The 15,739-nt window shown below is 63.1% G+C and carries 14 protein-coding genes; 12 read left to right on the top strand and 2 right to left on the bottom strand.

Translation table 11 applies throughout. The features are described from left to right. The first annotated feature begins 11 nt into the window (after window positions 1–11). The 8 genes from mscM to frdD all read left to right on the top strand — a co-directional run bounded on the left by mscM (window position 12) and on the right by frdD (window position 9,964). Window positions 12–3,284: a miniconductance mechanosensitive channel MscM gene (gene mscM / locus AACW18_RS03755; RefSeq protein WP_042652714.1), complete on the top strand. Its 3,273-nt coding sequence runs from the start codon at window positions 12–14 to the stop codon at window positions 3,282–3,284. Next, complete coding sequence (locus tag AACW18_RS03750; protein WP_256351754.1) at window positions 3,281–3,406, top strand: hypothetical protein; 126 nt, start codon at window positions 3,281–3,283, stop codon at window positions 3,404–3,406. Before mscM ends, AACW18_RS03750 begins: the two co-directional genes overlap by 4 nt. A 36-nt stretch (window positions 3,407–3,442) precedes the next feature. Continuing rightward, complete coding sequence (locus AACW18_RS03745) at window positions 3,443–4,120, top strand: glycerophosphodiester phosphodiesterase (protein ID WP_218387873.1); 678 nt, start codon at window positions 3,443–3,445, stop codon at window positions 4,118–4,120. A 159-nt stretch (window positions 4,121–4,279) separates the two neighbouring features. Then, a complete protein-coding gene (locus AACW18_RS03740) occupies window positions 4,280–6,157 on the top strand; it encodes a methyl-accepting chemotaxis protein (protein ID WP_218387872.1) in 1,878 nt (625 codons plus the stop codon). Window positions 6,158–6,670: 513 nt separating this feature from the next. Then, window positions 6,671–8,455 (top strand): fumarate reductase (quinol) flavoprotein subunit, encoded by a 1,785-nt coding sequence (gene frdA / locus AACW18_RS03735; RefSeq protein WP_042652717.1) that lies wholly within the window; start codon window positions 6,671–6,673, stop codon window positions 8,453–8,455. Beyond that, entirely contained in the window at window positions 8,448–9,182 is a 735-nt protein-coding gene (locus AACW18_RS03730) for a succinate dehydrogenase/fumarate reductase iron-sulfur subunit (RefSeq protein ID WP_042040876.1), read from the top strand. Before frdA ends, AACW18_RS03730 begins: the two co-directional genes overlap by 8 nt. Before the next feature lie 16 nt (window positions 9,183–9,198). Next, complete coding sequence (locus tag AACW18_RS03725; protein ID WP_042652718.1) at window positions 9,199–9,597, top strand: fumarate reductase; 399 nt, start codon at window positions 9,199–9,201, stop codon at window positions 9,595–9,597. 10 nt (window positions 9,598–9,607) lie between these two features. Next, window positions 9,608–9,964 (top strand): fumarate reductase subunit FrdD, encoded by a 357-nt coding sequence (frdD, locus tag AACW18_RS03720; protein WP_025326128.1) that lies wholly within the window; start codon window positions 9,608–9,610, stop codon window positions 9,962–9,964. 65 nt (window positions 9,965–10,029) lie between these two features. On the opposite strand, the gene AACW18_RS03715 is transcribed toward frdD, so the two are convergent. Beyond that, on the bottom strand, window positions 10,030–11,262 hold the full coding sequence (locus tag AACW18_RS03715; protein ID WP_218387871.1) for a winged helix-turn-helix domain-containing protein: 1,233 nt from the start codon (window positions 11,260–11,262) through the stop codon (window positions 10,030–10,032). Between the two features lie 68 nt (window positions 11,263–11,330). Continuing rightward, entirely contained in the window at window positions 11,331–11,972 is a 642-nt protein-coding gene (locus tag AACW18_RS03710) for a class I SAM-dependent methyltransferase (protein WP_218387870.1), read from the bottom strand. A gap of 130 nt (window positions 11,973–12,102) precedes the next feature. Here AACW18_RS03710 and AACW18_RS03705 point away from each other — a divergent pair, with 130 nt between their 5' ends. The 4 genes from AACW18_RS03705 to AACW18_RS03690 are packed head-to-tail and all read left to right on the top strand — an operon-like array spanning window position 12,103 to window position 15,738. Continuing rightward, the gene (locus AACW18_RS03705; RefSeq protein ID WP_042652721.1) at window positions 12,103–12,774 is read left to right on the top strand and encodes a thermostable hemolysin; all 672 of its coding nucleotides are present in this window, start codon (window positions 12,103–12,105) and stop codon (window positions 12,772–12,774) included. Further along, complete coding sequence (locus AACW18_RS03700; RefSeq protein WP_218387869.1) at window positions 12,771–14,237, top strand: AMP-binding protein; 1,467 nt, start codon at window positions 12,771–12,773, stop codon at window positions 14,235–14,237. Before AACW18_RS03705 ends, AACW18_RS03700 begins: the two co-directional genes overlap by 4 nt. Next, window positions 14,234–14,893 carry a TenA family transcriptional regulator gene (locus AACW18_RS03695; protein WP_218387868.1) on the top strand — a complete coding sequence of 220 codons (660 nt, stop codon included), beginning with the start codon at window positions 14,234–14,236 and terminating at the stop codon, window positions 14,891–14,893. The genes AACW18_RS03700 and AACW18_RS03695 overlap by 4 nt, the downstream gene beginning before the upstream one ends. After that, window positions 14,890–15,738, top strand: coding sequence for an SDR family oxidoreductase (locus tag AACW18_RS03690; protein WP_218387867.1), 849 nt, complete (start codon window positions 14,890–14,892; stop codon window positions 15,736–15,738). Before AACW18_RS03695 ends, AACW18_RS03690 begins: the two co-directional genes overlap by 4 nt. Window position 15,739 lies beyond the last annotated feature (1 nt).

Below are 15,739 nucleotides of genomic sequence, written 5' to 3'. Positions count from 1 at the left end.
AAACGTGCGCCATGTTGCAACGCCTGCTCTGTCTGCTGATCTGCTTCAGCCTCCTCCCCTCGCTCGCACAGGCCGATGACGCCATCACTCAGGTTGAAGAGTTGCTGCAAGGCGTGCCCAAGACCGACACCCCGGAAAACCAGCAGCTGCGGGAGAGCTACCAGCAGGCGCTGCAATACGCCAGGGACGCCCAGCGCTACCGGGAGCAGGGCAAGGTCTACCAGCAGATCCTGATCGACTATCCCAAGGAGTCGGCCCGCCTCAAGGAGAGCCTGCACAACTATCAGCCCCAGTCCCGCCCGCCCCTCTCCTCCCTCAAGGAGGAGGCACTGCGCCAGGCCATCAGCCTGAGCAGCAACCGCCAGATCAACCTGCGCAAGGAGCGCCAGGCGGTGATGGATGGCCTCAATCAGCTGGAGAGCACGGGCCAGGAGTATCACCTGCGGGTCGACGAGCTGCGCAAGCAGCTGCTGCAGACCCGCGCCCAGCTCGATCGCCTGAGTTTCAGCAACGAGTCGGATCGCCTGCAGGAGGCCCATCAACTGGCCACCCGCCTCAAGGAGCAGAGCCTGTCGGACCGGATCCAGATGCTGGAGCTGGAGCAGCTCTCCGCCCAGCAGCGCAACGATCTCGGCAAGCTGAAGCTGCAGGAGCTCAACCTCGCCATCACCGATGAGGACGAGTGGCAGAACAGCCTGCTGACGCAACAGAACCTGCTGCGGCGGGAGAAGACGGAGCAGGCGCTGGCCGAAAGCGAGCGGCTGCGCCGGCAGCTCACCTCGGATCTGCCCCTGCTGCAGGAGCAGCAACAGCAGAATCAGGCGCTCTCCCTGCAACTCGGCGCCCTGGAGGAGCAGATCGAACGGGTGCAGGACGAACAGCGGGACATCGACAAGTCCCTGTCCGGGCTCAACGATCTGGTCAACTCGGTGCGCGAGCAGCTGGAATGGCTGCAGATCAGCAACGCCTACGGCGAGAACCTGCGCAGCAAGCTGGCCGATCTGCCCAACTACTTCCCGCTGGAGAAGCTGGAGTCCGCCATCGTCAAGGCACGCATGGCGAAGTACCAGTATGAGACCGAGCAGGATGCCCTCAAGGATCCCGACCAGATCCGCAACAACCTGCTCAGCGGCGATGACATCACCCTGGATCGCGCCCAGCAGGCGGTGCTCGACAACCTGCTCAAGGCCAGACGGCAACTGCTGACCCGACTCAACGACGCCTCCGACACCCTGATCCAGGAGCAGACCCGGCTCAAGCTGCTCTACAGCCGCCAGAACAGCAAGATCGACGAGATCCGGGACATCAGCGCCAGCCACCTGTTCTGGATGCCGGATGTGCGCCCGCTCACCCCGACCGTGCTGCTCGGGGTGCCCACCGCGCTGAGCCTGCTGATCGATCCCGCCAACTGGTTGCAGCTGCCCAGGGCCATAGTGGAAAACAACCCCATGAACCTCACCCTGGCCGGGCTCGGCCTGCTGGTGCTGGCCTGGTGCTGGACCAAGCTGGCCCGCCATCTGACGGAGTACAGCCAGTACATAGCCCCGCGCATCGGCAAGGTGACCCAGGACAAGTTCAGCCTCACCAGCCGTCTGCTGGTGCGATCCCTGCTCGCCGCCCTGCCGCTGCCGGCCATGGCGCTGATGATGCGCGGCCTGCTGGACGGCGCCTGGCAATATCCGTTCGCGGTCGCGGTGGCCCGTGGCCTCGGCGAGATCTGGTTTCTGCTGCTGGCGCTGCTGGTGGTCCGCCACCTGACCCTGGAGAAGGGGATCCTGATCCTGCATTTTCGCTGGCCGAAAGAGCCGGTGCAGCGGGTGTGGGGCCAGTTCCGCACCCTGCTGCTGGTGCTGATCCCGAGCTTCTTCGTGCAGGGCATGGCCAACAGCTATCAGGAGCACGCCTTCTACGACTCCCTCGGCCGGCTGGCCTTCATCGTCGGGGCGCTCTGGCTGCTGCTGTTCTTCGCCCGCCTCAACCGGGAGAAGCTGCCGCTGACCTGGGGTCAGGCCGACATGACCAAGCCCCATTTGCTGCACCACTTCATCTGGAACAGCCTGATGCTGGCTCCCCTGCTGGCGGTGCTGGGCTCCCTGTTCGGCTACTTCTATACCTCCCGCACCCTGCTGCGCCAGCTGGAGCTGAGCCTGCTGCTGGGGCTCGGCTGCCTGCTCGTCTACTACCTGGCCCATCGCTGGATGCTGATCCAGCGCCGCCGTCTCGCCTTCGATCGCGCCAAGAGCAAGCGGGCCGAGATCCTGGCCCAACGGGAACGTGACGAGGACGATCTCAGCTCCGAGATCCCGGACGTGGTGGAGGAGCCCGAGCTGGATCTGGACACCATCAGCGCCCAGTCGCTGGGGCTGGTGCGCACCCTGCTGATGCTGGGCTTCACCATGCTGGTGGTGGTGCAATGGTCGGATCTCAACTCGGCCTTCAGCTTCCTCAGCAGCATCGAGGTGTGGCAGGTGAGCAGCAAGGTGGCCGGCATAGAGCAACTCTCCGCCATCACCCTGCAGGATCTGATGCTGACCGCCTTCGCCTTCATCCTGACCGTGGTCACCGCCCGCAGCCTGCCGGGGCTGATGGAGCTCACCCTGCTCCAGCACCTGAGCCTCTCCCCCGGCACCGGCTTCGCGCTGACCACCGTCAGCAAATATATGGTGATCCTGATAGGCGCCCTCACCGGCTTCTCCATGCTCGGCATCGACTGGTCCAAGACCCAGTGGCTGGTGGCGGCGCTGTCGGTGGGCCTGGGCTTCGGCCTGCAGGAGATCTTCGCGAACTTCGTCTCGGGCCTCATCATCCTGTTCGAGAAGCCGATCCGGCTCGGCGACACCGTCACCATTCGCGATCTGACCGGCACAGTCACCAAGATCAAGACCCGCGCCACCACCATAGTGGACTGGGACCGCAAGGAGATCATCGTCCCCAACAAGGCCTTCATCACCGAGCAGTTCATCAACTGGTCCCTGTCCGATGCCATCACCCGGGTCAAGCTGCGCATCCGCATCGGCCTGAGCCAGGAGCCCAAACGGGTGCAGCAGTTGCTGGAGCTGTGCGTGCAGGAGTCCAGCCTGGTGTTGGATACCCCGACTCCCGAGGTGTTCCTGGTCGAGTTCACCGACTCGGCGCTCATCTACGAGATCCGCCTCTACGTCAACAACATGGATCACCGCATGCCGATCACCCATGAGGTTCACTCGCTGGTGTTGGAGAAGCTGCGGCAGCAGGGGCTGGGATTGCCGCACCAGCAGATCGATATCAGGATGAGTCGGGGATGAGCGGGATCACCCCATGTCCGTCATGCACCCATGAGGTTCACTCGCTGGTGCTGGAGAAGCTGCGGCAACAGGGGCTGGGATTGCCGCACCAGCAGATCGATATCAGAATGAGCCGGGGCTGAGCCCGCGCGTCATCCAGGCAACACAGGAGCCATAGCATGCAGATCATTGCCCATCGCGGCGCCAGCGGGCTGGCGCCGGAGAACACCCTCAAGGCGATGGCGAGGGCCATCGCACTCGGAGTCGGCGCCATCGAGCTCGACGTGCAGCAGGCAGACGGCGAGCTGTGGGTATTCCACGACCGGCGGCTGGAGCGCTGCACCAACGGTGCCGGGGTGCTCTGCGAGCAACCCCGCGCCTATCTGGCAAGCCTGGATGCGGGTGAGGGAGAGAAGATCCCGACCCTGTGGCAGGTGATGGCCCTGATTGCGGGACGCTGCGAGCTGCACATCGAGCTCAAGGGCGCCCACACCGCCGAGCCGGTGGCGGTCCTGACCCGGCGAGCCGAGGTGGAGCTGGGTTTCACCCCGGCGCACTGGGTCGTCTCATCGTTCCACCATCCCGAGCTGGCGCGCTTCGCCCGGCTGCGACCGGAGCTGCGCCTCGGCGCGCTGACCGCCAGCCTGCCGATCGAGCTGGCCAGATTCGCCGAGCAGCTGGGGGCCTGGTCACTCAACTGCGATGTGGATTTCGTCGATGCCGAACTGGTGGCAGATGCGCACCGACGGGGGCTCAAGGTGCTGGTCTACACGGTCGACGAGCCGGCCGATGGCAGGGCGCTGGCGACCATGGGTGTCGATGGCATCTTCACCAACCGACCAGATCGATTCAGCTGAGTATCGACGCGGGTTGGCGGGCCATAGAACGTCAAAAATAGATGCTAAATTTCGTGCGCATCGGGATACATAAAGTCCAATTTCAGCCGATACAGTATTGGCTCATAACAATAACAGACCACACCCAGATCTCAGATTGACGCTCACAAGGATGTACACATGAATCTATCCATCAAGAACAAGCTGGTCCTCGCCATCGGGACCATCATCCTGGTCATCACCGGCCTGCAGGTCTGGTACAACACCTCCCAGCTGCGCAGCGAAACCCAGCGCCTGATCTGGAGCTTCATCGACGACAGCTCGGCCTCCAACGTGAAGGGGATCTCCCGCTGGCTAGACGCCCGCATCAGCATGGTGAGCTCCACCAAGGAGGCCTTCGCCAAGGAGGATGAGCCCATCAGCCACCTGGCCCAGTCCATGAACGCGGGCAACTTCGATCTGGTCTACGTGGGCACCCAGGATGGCCGGATGATCCAGAGCAAGCAGACCAGCCTGCCGGCCGGCTATGATCCGCGCCAGCGCCCCTGGTACAAGGACGCCATGGCGGCGGGCAAGCTCGCCATCACGGCCCCCTACGCCGATGCCGCGTCGGGCAACCTCATCATCACCATCGCCGAGCCCTTCACCCGTGGCAACACCCAGGGGGTGATCGCCGGTGACGTCTCCATCGAGGGACTGGTGCGCGACGTGCTGGCCATGAACTCCGAGGGCACCTACGCCATCCTGGTGGACAGCAACGGCACCATCATCGCCCACCCGGACAAGGCGCTGACCCTCAAGCCCGCCACCGCCCTCTCCCCCGAGCTGACGGCGGCCAAGGTCAACGAGCTGGCCCATGACAACACCATCTCCGAGATGGATATCAGCGGCAAGGCCAGCGTGTTCGATCTCACCGAGATCCCCAACACCAACTGGTACTTCGGCATAGTGGTGGACGAGGCGGTCGCCTATCAGTCGGTATCCCGCATGGTCAGCTCCGCCCTGCTGCAGGGGCTGCTCACCATCCTCATAGTGGCGGGCTTCTCCTACGTCGCCATCAACAGCTCACTGGCGCCGCTGAAGACGCTCGGCGAAGCGATTGCCGATCTCTCCCGCGGCAACGGCGACCTGACCCGCCGCATCAAGATCGAGCGGGAAGACGAGGTCGGCACCGTCGCCAGACACGTCAACACCTTCATCGAGCGGATCCACGTGATGGTGCAGGACATCTCCAACTCCTCCGGGCAGTTGAACCAGCAGGCCAGGTCGTCCCACGACATGGCGGAGAAGTCCAACCAGGGTCTGGCGCGCCAGCAGAACGAGATCTCCCAGATCGCCACCGCGGTGCACGAGATGTCCGCCACCGCGGTGGAGGTGGCCAGCAACGCCGAGCAGACCGCGGATGCGGCCCGCAGCTCCTCCAGCAGCTGTGAACACGGCAAGCAGGTGATCGCCCGCAACCAGCGCTCCATCACGGATCTCGCCACCCAGGTCAAGCAGGCCTCCGGCATCATCCAGGAGCTGGAGAAGAATGCGCAGGAGATCAACACCATCCTCTCCACCATCCAGGGCATCGCCGAGCAGACCAACCTGCTGGCGCTGAACGCCGCCATCGAGGCTGCCCGGGCCGGTGAACAGGGCCGCGGCTTCGCCGTGGTGGCCGACGAGGTGCGGGTGCTGTCCCAGCGAACCCACAGCTCCACCGTCGAGATCCGCAGCATGATAGAGACCCTGCAACGCAACACCCAGGGCGCCGTCAGCACCATGCACGAGGGCCAGCTGTTGGCGCAGAACAGCGTGGAGGATGCGAACGATGCCACCCAGGCGCTGGAGCAGATCACCACCTCCATCAATCAGATCTCCGACATGGCGACCCAGATCTCCAGTGCCGCCGAGGAGCAGCGTGCCGTCACCGACGAGGTCAGCCGCAACATTCAGGCGGTCAAGGACGTCTCCGATGAGCTGGCCGTGGATGCCGACAGCTCCCGCAACCTGTCGGCCCAACTCAAAAATATTTCAGGTGAACTCAACAATCAGGTGGGCATGTTCCGCATCTGATACCGTCAAATAAAAAGGGGCCATACAGGCCCCTTCTTATATAAAGTCTTTTGGTTTCAGTAGTTATAATCCCCCCTCACTCCCCCCATCTCTGTGATCTGCCTCTCCCTTCGGTTAACATCCTGACGCATACGTGTCCCTCTCCAACTATATTCGCATTACTTTTTTGAAGCCTTTTTGACCCCTGCTTCGTGAGAATAATTATTATTAAATATTTTTGATAAAAAACTTAAAAACTTTAGGGGTAATACCTAAAAAGAGAGGCATTTCTCATTTTTTTGAAAGAAAACTACGTACAATCTTGGAGTTAAAATAATCCGAGCAATGATTACGGCTGATCCAGATCACTGATGGATGGCGATAATGACGGCATTTTTATCCAAGGAATGGGGTGGTTTTAATAAAAACCACCATTGCCAAGCACTAAAACAAAGCAGTTTGACTTGCATCAAGCCTGAATTTTTTTCATAGAGCAAAATCGTGCCCAGCAAATCTATCCCTAAGGAGGCAGATGTGGATATTATCAAGACCGATGTCGCCATCATCGGTGCCGGTGGTGGTGGCCTGCGTGCCGCTATCGCCATAGCAGAAGCACACCCGGAGCTGGAGATCGCCCTGATCTCCAAGGTCTATCCGATGCGCAGCCACACGGTGGCGGCAGAAGGCGGTGCCGCCGGCGTCGTCCGTGAGGATGACTCCCTCGAAAATCACTTCAACGACACCGTATCCGGTGGCGACTGGTTGTGTGAGCAGGACGTGGTCGATTACTTCGTCAACAATGCCACCAACGAGATGATCCAGCTGGAACACTGGGGCTGCCCCTGGAGCCGCAAGCCGGACGGCAAGGCCAACGTGCGCCGCTTCGGCGGGATGAAGATCCCCCGCACCTGGTTCGCCGCCGACAAGTCCGGTTTCCACATCCTGCACACCCTGTTCCAGACCTCCATCAAGTATCCGACCATCAAGCGCTTCGATGAGCACTTCTGTATGGATCTGATCGTGGAAGACGGTCGCGTCCAGGGCGTCCTGACCTTCGACATCCAGAACGGCATCACCCGCTTCATCCAGGCCAAGTCCGTCATTCTGGCCACCGGTGGCGCCGGCCGCGTGTATCGCTACAACACCAACGGTGGCATCGTCACCGGTGACGGCATGGCCCTGGCCTACCGCCACGGTGTGCCGCTGCGTGACATGGAGTTCGTCCAGTATCACCCGACCGGCCTGCCGGGCACCGGCATCCTGATGACCGAAGGTTGTCGTGGTGAGGGTGGCATCCTGCTCAACAAGGATGGCTACCGCTACCTGCAAGACTATGGCCTGGGCCCGGAAACCCCGGTCGGCCAGCCGAAGAACAAGCATATGGAGCTGGGTCCCCGCGATCGCCTCTCCCAGGCATTCTGGCAAGAGCAGCAGAAAGGCCGCGTGATCCAGGGCCCGATGGGCGACGTGGTTCACCTCGACCTGCGCCACCTCGGCGAGAAGTACCTGAAGGAGCGTCTGCCCTTCATCTGCGAACTGGCCAAGGCCTATGTGGGTGTGGATCCGGTCAAGGAGCCTATCCCGGTTCGTCCGACCGCCCACTACACCATGGGTGGCATCGAGACCAACGGCCAGTGCGCCACCCGCATGCCGGGTCTGTACGCCCTGGGCGAGTGTGCCTCCGTCGGTCTGCACGGCGCCAACCGTCTGGGCTCCAACTCCCTGTCCGAGATCGTAGTGTTCGGCAAGGTGGCCGGTGAGCACGCCGGTGAGTTTGCCAAGACCCAGACTCATGGCAACACCGAGGCGCTGGCCGCCAAGGCACAGCAGCTGATCAAGCAGCACCTCTCCTTGCTCGACATCGACGGCACCGAAAACCCGGCCGATATCCGCAACGAGTTGGGCCTGTCCATGGAAGCCGGGGTCGGTATCTACCGTACCGAAGAGCTGATGCAAGGCACCATCGACAAGATCAACGAGCTGAAGGCCCGTTACAAGAAGGTCAAGATCAACGACAAGTCCTCTGTCTTCAACACCGATCTGCTGTACGCCATCGAACTGGGCTACATGCTGGACGTGGCCGAAGCCATGGCCCACTCCGCCATCAACCGGAAAGAGTCTCGTGGCTCCCACCAGCGTCTGGACGGTTACGAAGAGCGGGATGACGTGAACTACCTCAAGCACTCCCTCTCCTTCTACAACCAGGAAGGCGCCCCGACCATCGATTACTCCGATGTGAAGATCACTAAATCCCAACCGGCCAAGCGTGTGTACGGTTCCGAGGGTGAGAAACAAGACGAGGCTAAGAAGAATGGCTGAGATGATCGAAATTGAGATCCTGCGCTACCGACCGGAGCAGGACAACGAGCCCTGGATGCAGACCTTCCAGGTGCCTTACCTGAAAGAGATGTCCCTGCTGGATGCGCTGCAGTACATCAAGGATCAGCTGGACTCTACCCTGAGCTTCCGCTGGTCCTGCCGGATGGCGATCTGCGGCTCCTGCGGCATGATGGTCAACGGCATTCCGAAGCTGGGTTGCAAGACCTTCCTGCGCGACTATCTGCCGGGCAAGATGAAGATCGAGCCGCTCAACAACTTCCCGATCGAGCGCGATCTGGTGGTCGACATGTCCGATTTCATCGAGAAGCTGGAGAGCATCAAGCCCTACATCATCCCGAGCGAACCGCGCAACCTGTGTGACGGCGAGTACACCCAGACCCCGGCCGACATGGCGAAGTATCACCAGTTCTCCATGTGCATCAACTGTGGTCTGTGCTACGCCGCCTGCCCGCAGTACGGCATCAACAAGAAGTTCACCGGTCCGGCGGCACTGGCTCTGGCCTATCGCTACAACGCCGACAACCGCGACGGCGCGTCCAAAGAGCGGATGAAGATCATCAGCCAGGACGAGGGTGTCTGGGGCTGTACCTTCGTGGGCTACTGTTCCGATGTCTGTCCGAAGGGCGTGGATCCGGCCGCCGCTATCCAGCTTGGCAAGGTCGAGAGCGCCAAGGACTACATGATCGCCATGTTCAAGCCGGATTGAGACCAGGAGTGAGACCATGAACAACACCAATAGCAAACGTAAGCCCTACGTGCGCGAAATGAAGAAAGACTGGTGGCTGAAGAACGCCTTCTACACCGGTTACATGATCCGTGAAGGCACCAGTATCTTCGTCTCCATCTACGCCGTGGTGCTGATGTGGGGTCTGCTGCGACTGGTACAGGGTCAGGAAGCGTTCAACGGCTGGCTGGAATCCCTGCAAAGCCCAATCGCCATCCTGTTCCATGTCATCGCCCTGGCAGCTTGCCTGTTCCATGCCAAGACCTGGTTCGCCCTGGCGCCCAAGGCCATGCGCATCTTCCGTGGCGAAGACCTGGTGCCGGAGAAGCCGATCGTCATCGTCCAGTATGTGGCGCTGGCAGTGGTATCCCTGCTTGTCCTGATCATCGTCGCCTGAGGAGAAAACCATGAGACGTTCTGACGAACCTATTTACTGGGGTCTGTTTGGTGCCGGTGGCATGGTGGTCGCCATGCTGCTGCCGGTGATTGTCCTCATTACCGGTCTGCTGGTGCCCATGGGCATCATGGACGTGGAGACCATGAGCTACGAGCGCGTGCTCGCCTTCGCCAGCTCCTGGTGGGGTGCCTGTATCCTGCTGGTGATCATCGCCCTGCCGATCTGGCACGGCATGCACCGCATCTATCACGGCCTGCACGACCTTGGGATCCACACCACCAAGCTGCACCACTATGTGTTCTATGGCTTCGCCTTCCTGGTGTCTGCCATCACGGTCGGCCTGCTGATGGTGCTGGTACTCCAGTAATCCTTCAGTTGCCAGCAACACATGATAAAACCGGGCCCAGTGCCCGGTTTTTGTTTGGCTGTCGTTTAGCCTGCGGGCCAAGGGCGCGGCGCTGGCCACAGGGCCCGCAGGGGGGCCGGCATGACGCCGAGGCGCAGGGCGGGCGTCTGATGCCAATCCGCCAGCTTTTGCAGCGCCTTCGCCAGATCCTGTGCCAGGCTGGCGCTCACCCTGACTCCCTGCTCCAGATAGAGGCTCTTGACCTCGAACAGCCCCTCCTTGCGATGAGCCTTGGCATCCAGCCGTCCCACCAGCTTGCCGCGGCGCAGCAAGGGCAACACGAAGTAACCGTACTGGCGCTTGGGCGCCGGGGTGTAGCACTCGATGCGGTAGTCAAAGCCAAACAGCTCGCTGGCCCGCTTGCGATCCCACACCAGGGGATCGAAGGGTGACAGCACGGCGCTGTGGGTCGCCTTGAGGGTGCCGGCCTGCGCCTGCACCAGCTCATCGGCTAGGGAGGCGTGGACGAAGGCGCCGTGCTGCCACCCCTCGACGCGCACGGGCAGCAGCTCCCCCTCGTCCGCCAGCTGATGAAGCTGGGCATCGTACTTGCCACGGCGCAGGCGGTAGTAGTCCGCCACCCAGCCGGTCTTGATCAGCCCGAGGGCACGGCAGCTGGCGCGCACCATGTCGCGCTGGGCCTGTGCTTGGCTCGGCAGATCCCGGCCATCGTCCCAGCCCGGGCGCACCCGCTCGGCGAGATCGTAGACCCGCTGGAAGTTGCGCCGCTCGCTCACCATCAACCTTCCGGCGGTGAACAACACCTCCAGGTGTCGCTTCTCCGGCTTCCAGTCCCACCAGCCGTTGCCCTTCTGTCCCTTGCGCTCGAAATCGGCCGCCCGCACCGGGCCCTGCTGGCGAATGCGCTCGACTATCTGTTCTATCTCGTCGCCATGGGTCTTGAGCCACTGGGCCGAGAACTTCCAGCCCATGGCGGCGGGATCCAGCATGCGATGACGCAGCAGCCGGTAATCCTCGCGGGGAATGAAGCAGGCCTCGTGGGCCCAGTACTCGAAGATGTCACCCCGCGCCAGCAGCTGATCCAGCCAGGCGGGATCGTAGTGACCGAGCCGGCTGAACAGCACCAGATAGGGGCTGCGCGCCACCACCTGGATGGTGTCTATCTGCAGCAGCGCCATGCGGCGGATGCAGGCCAGCAGGTCGGCGGGGCCCGCCTTGCGTTTGGGGGGGGTCAGCAGGCCCTGAGCCGCGAGCTGCAGATGACGGGCGTCTTGCAGCGAGAGATGGGGAATGGACATGGGGATACCAGCTCCTTGGTAACAGGCCCCCAGCATGCCCAACTCATGGCCAAATGAAAACGGCCCACTCAGGGTTTGGTGATGACGACCACATCGGCATGGGGGAAACAGACCGCCGCCTGCCAGCGAGCCGCCAGGGCACGAAACGAGGCCTCGGCGAAGAAGACGATGTGAGTCGGATCGTGGCGGTAGCGCCAGCTCCTGAAGCGCTCGTCGCCGAGCACCCGCTGGGTCTGCAACACCAGGATGCCGCCGGGCTTGAGGCAATCCCAGAGCCCGTCCAGCACCGCACGCGGGTCGGCGATGTGCTCGATCACCTCGGTGCTGGTGATGAAGTCGTACTGCCTTGTCAGCAGCTCAGGCTCGTCGGCGTAGAACTTGTCGTAACCCGCCATCTCGTAGCCCGCCTCCCGTCCCATGGCGATCAGTGCGGGGCCGGGGCCACAGCCGAAGTCGAGGCCGGAGGCCGGCGCCGGCACCCGGGCCAGCACCTCGCCGAAGGCCCGCATCAGGAAGCTGCGGTAGCGTGGATCGTCCACCTGGTTATCGTGCCCGTCGTAGACCGCCTTCTCCGCCGCCGGCGCCAGATGGCAGGCCGGATCCAGCCAGACCAGCTCGCAGCTTTGGCAGCGATGGTAATGCTTGCCGGCGACGGGCAGCGGGTAGCTGTGGCGAGCCAAGCAGAGGGGGCAGCTGGCGCTTGATGACATGGCGGATCCTCATGGGTGACAGCCGCGCAGATTGCCTGCCCGCCGCCCTGCTGACAACTTTTTTTGCTCCTTAAGGGTCTCTTAAGTTTGCCCTCTTACTCTCAACCCATCGCAAGAGAAGGAGCCAACCATGACCATAGAGATCCAAGCCCCCTACAGGTTGACCCTGGCCGAATCCCCGCCGCAGGTCATGGCGCTGCAAGCTTTTATCCAGGCTGCCTACGGCCTCGAATTCAACGCCCACATTCCCCATTTTCTGCCCTGCCTACTCGGCCTCTATCGGGCAGACGGCATGCTGGTCGGCGCCTGCGGCCTCAACCACGCCAGCACAGGGGGGAGTGAATGCCCCCTCTATCTTGAGCAGTATCTGGAGCAGCCCATCGAGGCCGCCATCGAAACCCGCCTCGGGGTACGTCCGGCCCGCAACCGCATCATCGAGGTGGGCAATCTGGCCTGCAGCGAACCGGGCAATGCCCGCCTGATGTTTGCGGCGCTGTGCCGCCTGCTGTGTGACAACGCGCTCGACTACGTGGTGTTCACCGGTACCGCCAAGCTGCGCAACAGCTTTGCCCGCCTGCGCCTCAACCCGGTGGAGCTGGCCCCCGCCCAGGCCCATCAGGTGGGTGAGGACGCCAGCGCCTGGGGGGAATACTACCGCTGCCAACCCAAGGTGATGGCAGGCGACATCAACCATGGGCGAGACGTGCTCGCCCAGAGCAGCCTGCTGCTCAACCTGCTGGGGCCCATGCCCATCCTTTTTAGCCATGCCGACCATGACGGTGACAAGAGGTGCGCCCAATGAGCCTGTTCGACGCCATCGCCCGCCACGCCAGCCTGACGCCACAGCAACCAGCGCTGCAGGGCAGCCAGGGAGTGCTGGATTACCAGACCCTGTGGCAGCAGATCCAGCGCCTGGCCGACCGGTTGCAGCAGGCCGGCATCGCTCGGCTGGCGCTGCAGCTCGACAACGGCCTGCCCTGGGCGCTGATCGATCTGGCCTGCACCCGGGCCGGGATCGTGGTCATCCCTGTGCCTCACTTCTTCAGCCCGGAGCAACAAGCCTGGTTGCTGGCAAGCAGCGGGGCCGATGCCCTGGTAGGACCCGAGCATGAGGGATGGCAGGCCTGCGAGCCCCTGACCCTGTCGGTCGGCGAGCTGCCGCTGTGGCGCAAGCAGCCGGCACAGGTGCCCCCCTTGCCAGTCGGCACCGCCAAGATCACCTACACCTCCGGCAGCACGGGGCAGCCCAAGGGGGTCTGCCTCTCCCTTGAACAGATGATGGCGGTCTGCGATTCGCTGGCAAGACGCGTCGCGCCAGCGCGGGTCGAGAAACACCTGACTCTGCTGCCACTGACCACCCTGCTGGAGAACCTGACCGGCCTCTATGTGCCCTTGCTTACCGGCGCCTGCAGCCAGATCCCCTCACTCAAGGAATTGGGGTTCGAAGGCTCCAGCAAGCTGGATCCCGCCACCCTGGGCCGGGCCCTGCTGCACTGGCCCAGCCACAGCCTGGTGCTGGTGCCCGAGTTGCTGCGTTTGCTGCTCGCCCTGTGCGGCGCCAATGGGGCGCTCGCCGAGCGCCTCGCCACCCTGCGCTTCATCGCCGTGGGCGGGGGCAAGGTCGCCCCCGAGCTCATCCGCCACGCCCGCGAGCTGGGGATGCCGGTCTATGAAGGCTACGGTCTGTCAGAATGCGGCTCCGTCGTGGCGCTCAATGGCCCGGAGGAACACCGCCTCGGCAGCGTCGGCCAGCCCCTGCCACATTGCAGGATAGCGATCGCCGCCGACGGCGAGATCCTGGTGGAAGGGGCCGCCATGCTCGGCTACCTGGGCACGGACGAGCCCCCCCCCCGCCAGATTGCCACCGGCGATCTCGGTCATCTGGATGAGCAGGGCTACCTGCACATCACGGGGCGCAAGAAGAACCTGCAGATCACCGCCTTTGGCCGCAACTTCTCCCCCGAATGGGTCGAGGCCCAGGCCCAGCTCTGCCCCGCCATCGTCCGCATCGTCATCTTCGGCGATGGCCAGCCCGCCAACGTGGCGCTGATCCAGCCGCTGCCCGGCGCAGATGCCCAACTGGCGCAACAGATCGAGCAGCTCAACCAGCGCCTGCCCGATTACGCCCGTATTCACCACTGGCTGCCGGTGGCACTGGATCAACACCCGGAGCTGCTGACCGCCAACGGTCGCCCCAGTCGCGAACGGATCTATCACCACTTTTCCCGGCAGATCAGCCAATGCCTCACAGGAGAGCGCTCATGAGCTTCTACCAGACCCTGCAACACGCCACCGCCCGGGAGCGTGAGCATCTGTTTCGCGCCCCCATCATCGAAGCCTGCCGCCGCGGCGATATCAGCCGAGAGACGTATCTCGCCTTCCTGGCAGAGGCTTACTACCACGTGCGTCACACGGTGCCGCTGTTGATGACCACCGGCGGCAAGCTGGGGCAGGAGCATGAGTGGCTACGAGAGGCCATCAAGGAGTACATAGACGAAGAGTACGGCCATCAAGAGTGGATCCTCAACGACATCCGCGCCTGCGGTGGTGATGCCGAGGCGGTGCGCCACGGCCAGCCGGGCCTGCCCATCGAGCTGATGGTGGCCTTTCTCTATGACCAGATCCAGCGCGGCAACCCCATGGGCTTCTTCGGCATGGTGCAGGTGCTGGAAGGCACCAGCGTCGCCATCGCCCTGACAGTGGCGGACCAGCTCAAGAGCGGGCTCGGTCTGCCGCCCCAGGCGATGAGCTACCTCAGCTCCCACGGTGCGCTGGATCAGGAGCACCTCAAGTTCTTCGAATCCCTGATGAACCGGCTGGAAGACCCCGCCGATCAGGCCGCCATCATTCACTCGGCCAGGGTGGTCTACCGCCTCTACGCCGACATGCTCTATCAACTAACGGATGCAGAGACACGATGAAGCTTGAAGGAAAAAAGGTGCTGCTCACGGGCGCCAGCGGCGGGATCGGCGAAGCGCTGGCCCAGGAGCTGGCGGCGCAGGGGGCGCACCTGTTGTTGCACGGACGCAGGACCAGCACACTGGAGCGCCTCTGCAAGGAGCTGACCCATCCGGAACGTCACCAGATCGTGGTCGCCGACCTGAGCTCCCCTGAGGAGCGGGCGCGCCTGCTGCAACACCCCGCACTGGATGAAGGGCTGGATGTGCTGATCAACAACGCCGGTTGCAACCAGTTTGCCTGGCTGGAGGATCAGAGCATCGAACAGGTGGAACGCCAACTGCGGCTCAACATAGAGGCGCCGATCCAGCTCACCCGCGCCCTGCTGCCGAGGCTGCGCAAGCCCGCCGTGGTGATGAACATCGGCTCCAGCTTTGGCGGTATCGGTTATGCGGGTTACAGCGTCTACTGTGCCAGCAAGTTCGCCCTGCGCGGCTTCAGCGAGGCGCTGGGACGCGAGCTGGAAGGCACCGGCGTCAAGGTGCTGCACTTCGCTCCGCGCGCCACCCGTACCCATCTCAACTCGGAAGCCGCCTACGAGATGAACGCCGCACTCGGCACCCGCACCGACAGCCCGCAGGACGTGGCCGAGGCCGCCGTCATCGCCCTGTGCAACGAAACCCGCAGCAGCTGGCTCGGCTGGCCGGAGAAGTTGTTCGTGCGCCTCAACAGCCTGCTGCCGGGCCTCGTCGACAAGGCGCTGGCCAGGCAAAGACCCATCATCGAGCGCTATGCCCGCCACTCGGCCGCGCCCGCCGCGGGCAAGTCGGGCAGCCCCACTGCCGTCATGACAGAGAAGGAACCTTAAG

The sequence above is a fragment of the Aeromonas sp. sia0103 genome (assembly GCF_963895295.1).
Classification (GTDB): domain Bacteria; phylum Pseudomonadota; class Gammaproteobacteria; order Enterobacterales; family Aeromonadaceae; genus Aeromonas; species Aeromonas encheleia.
Note: the sequence above shows the minus strand (reverse complement) of the source record. Positions and strands in the feature narration are given on the sequence as shown.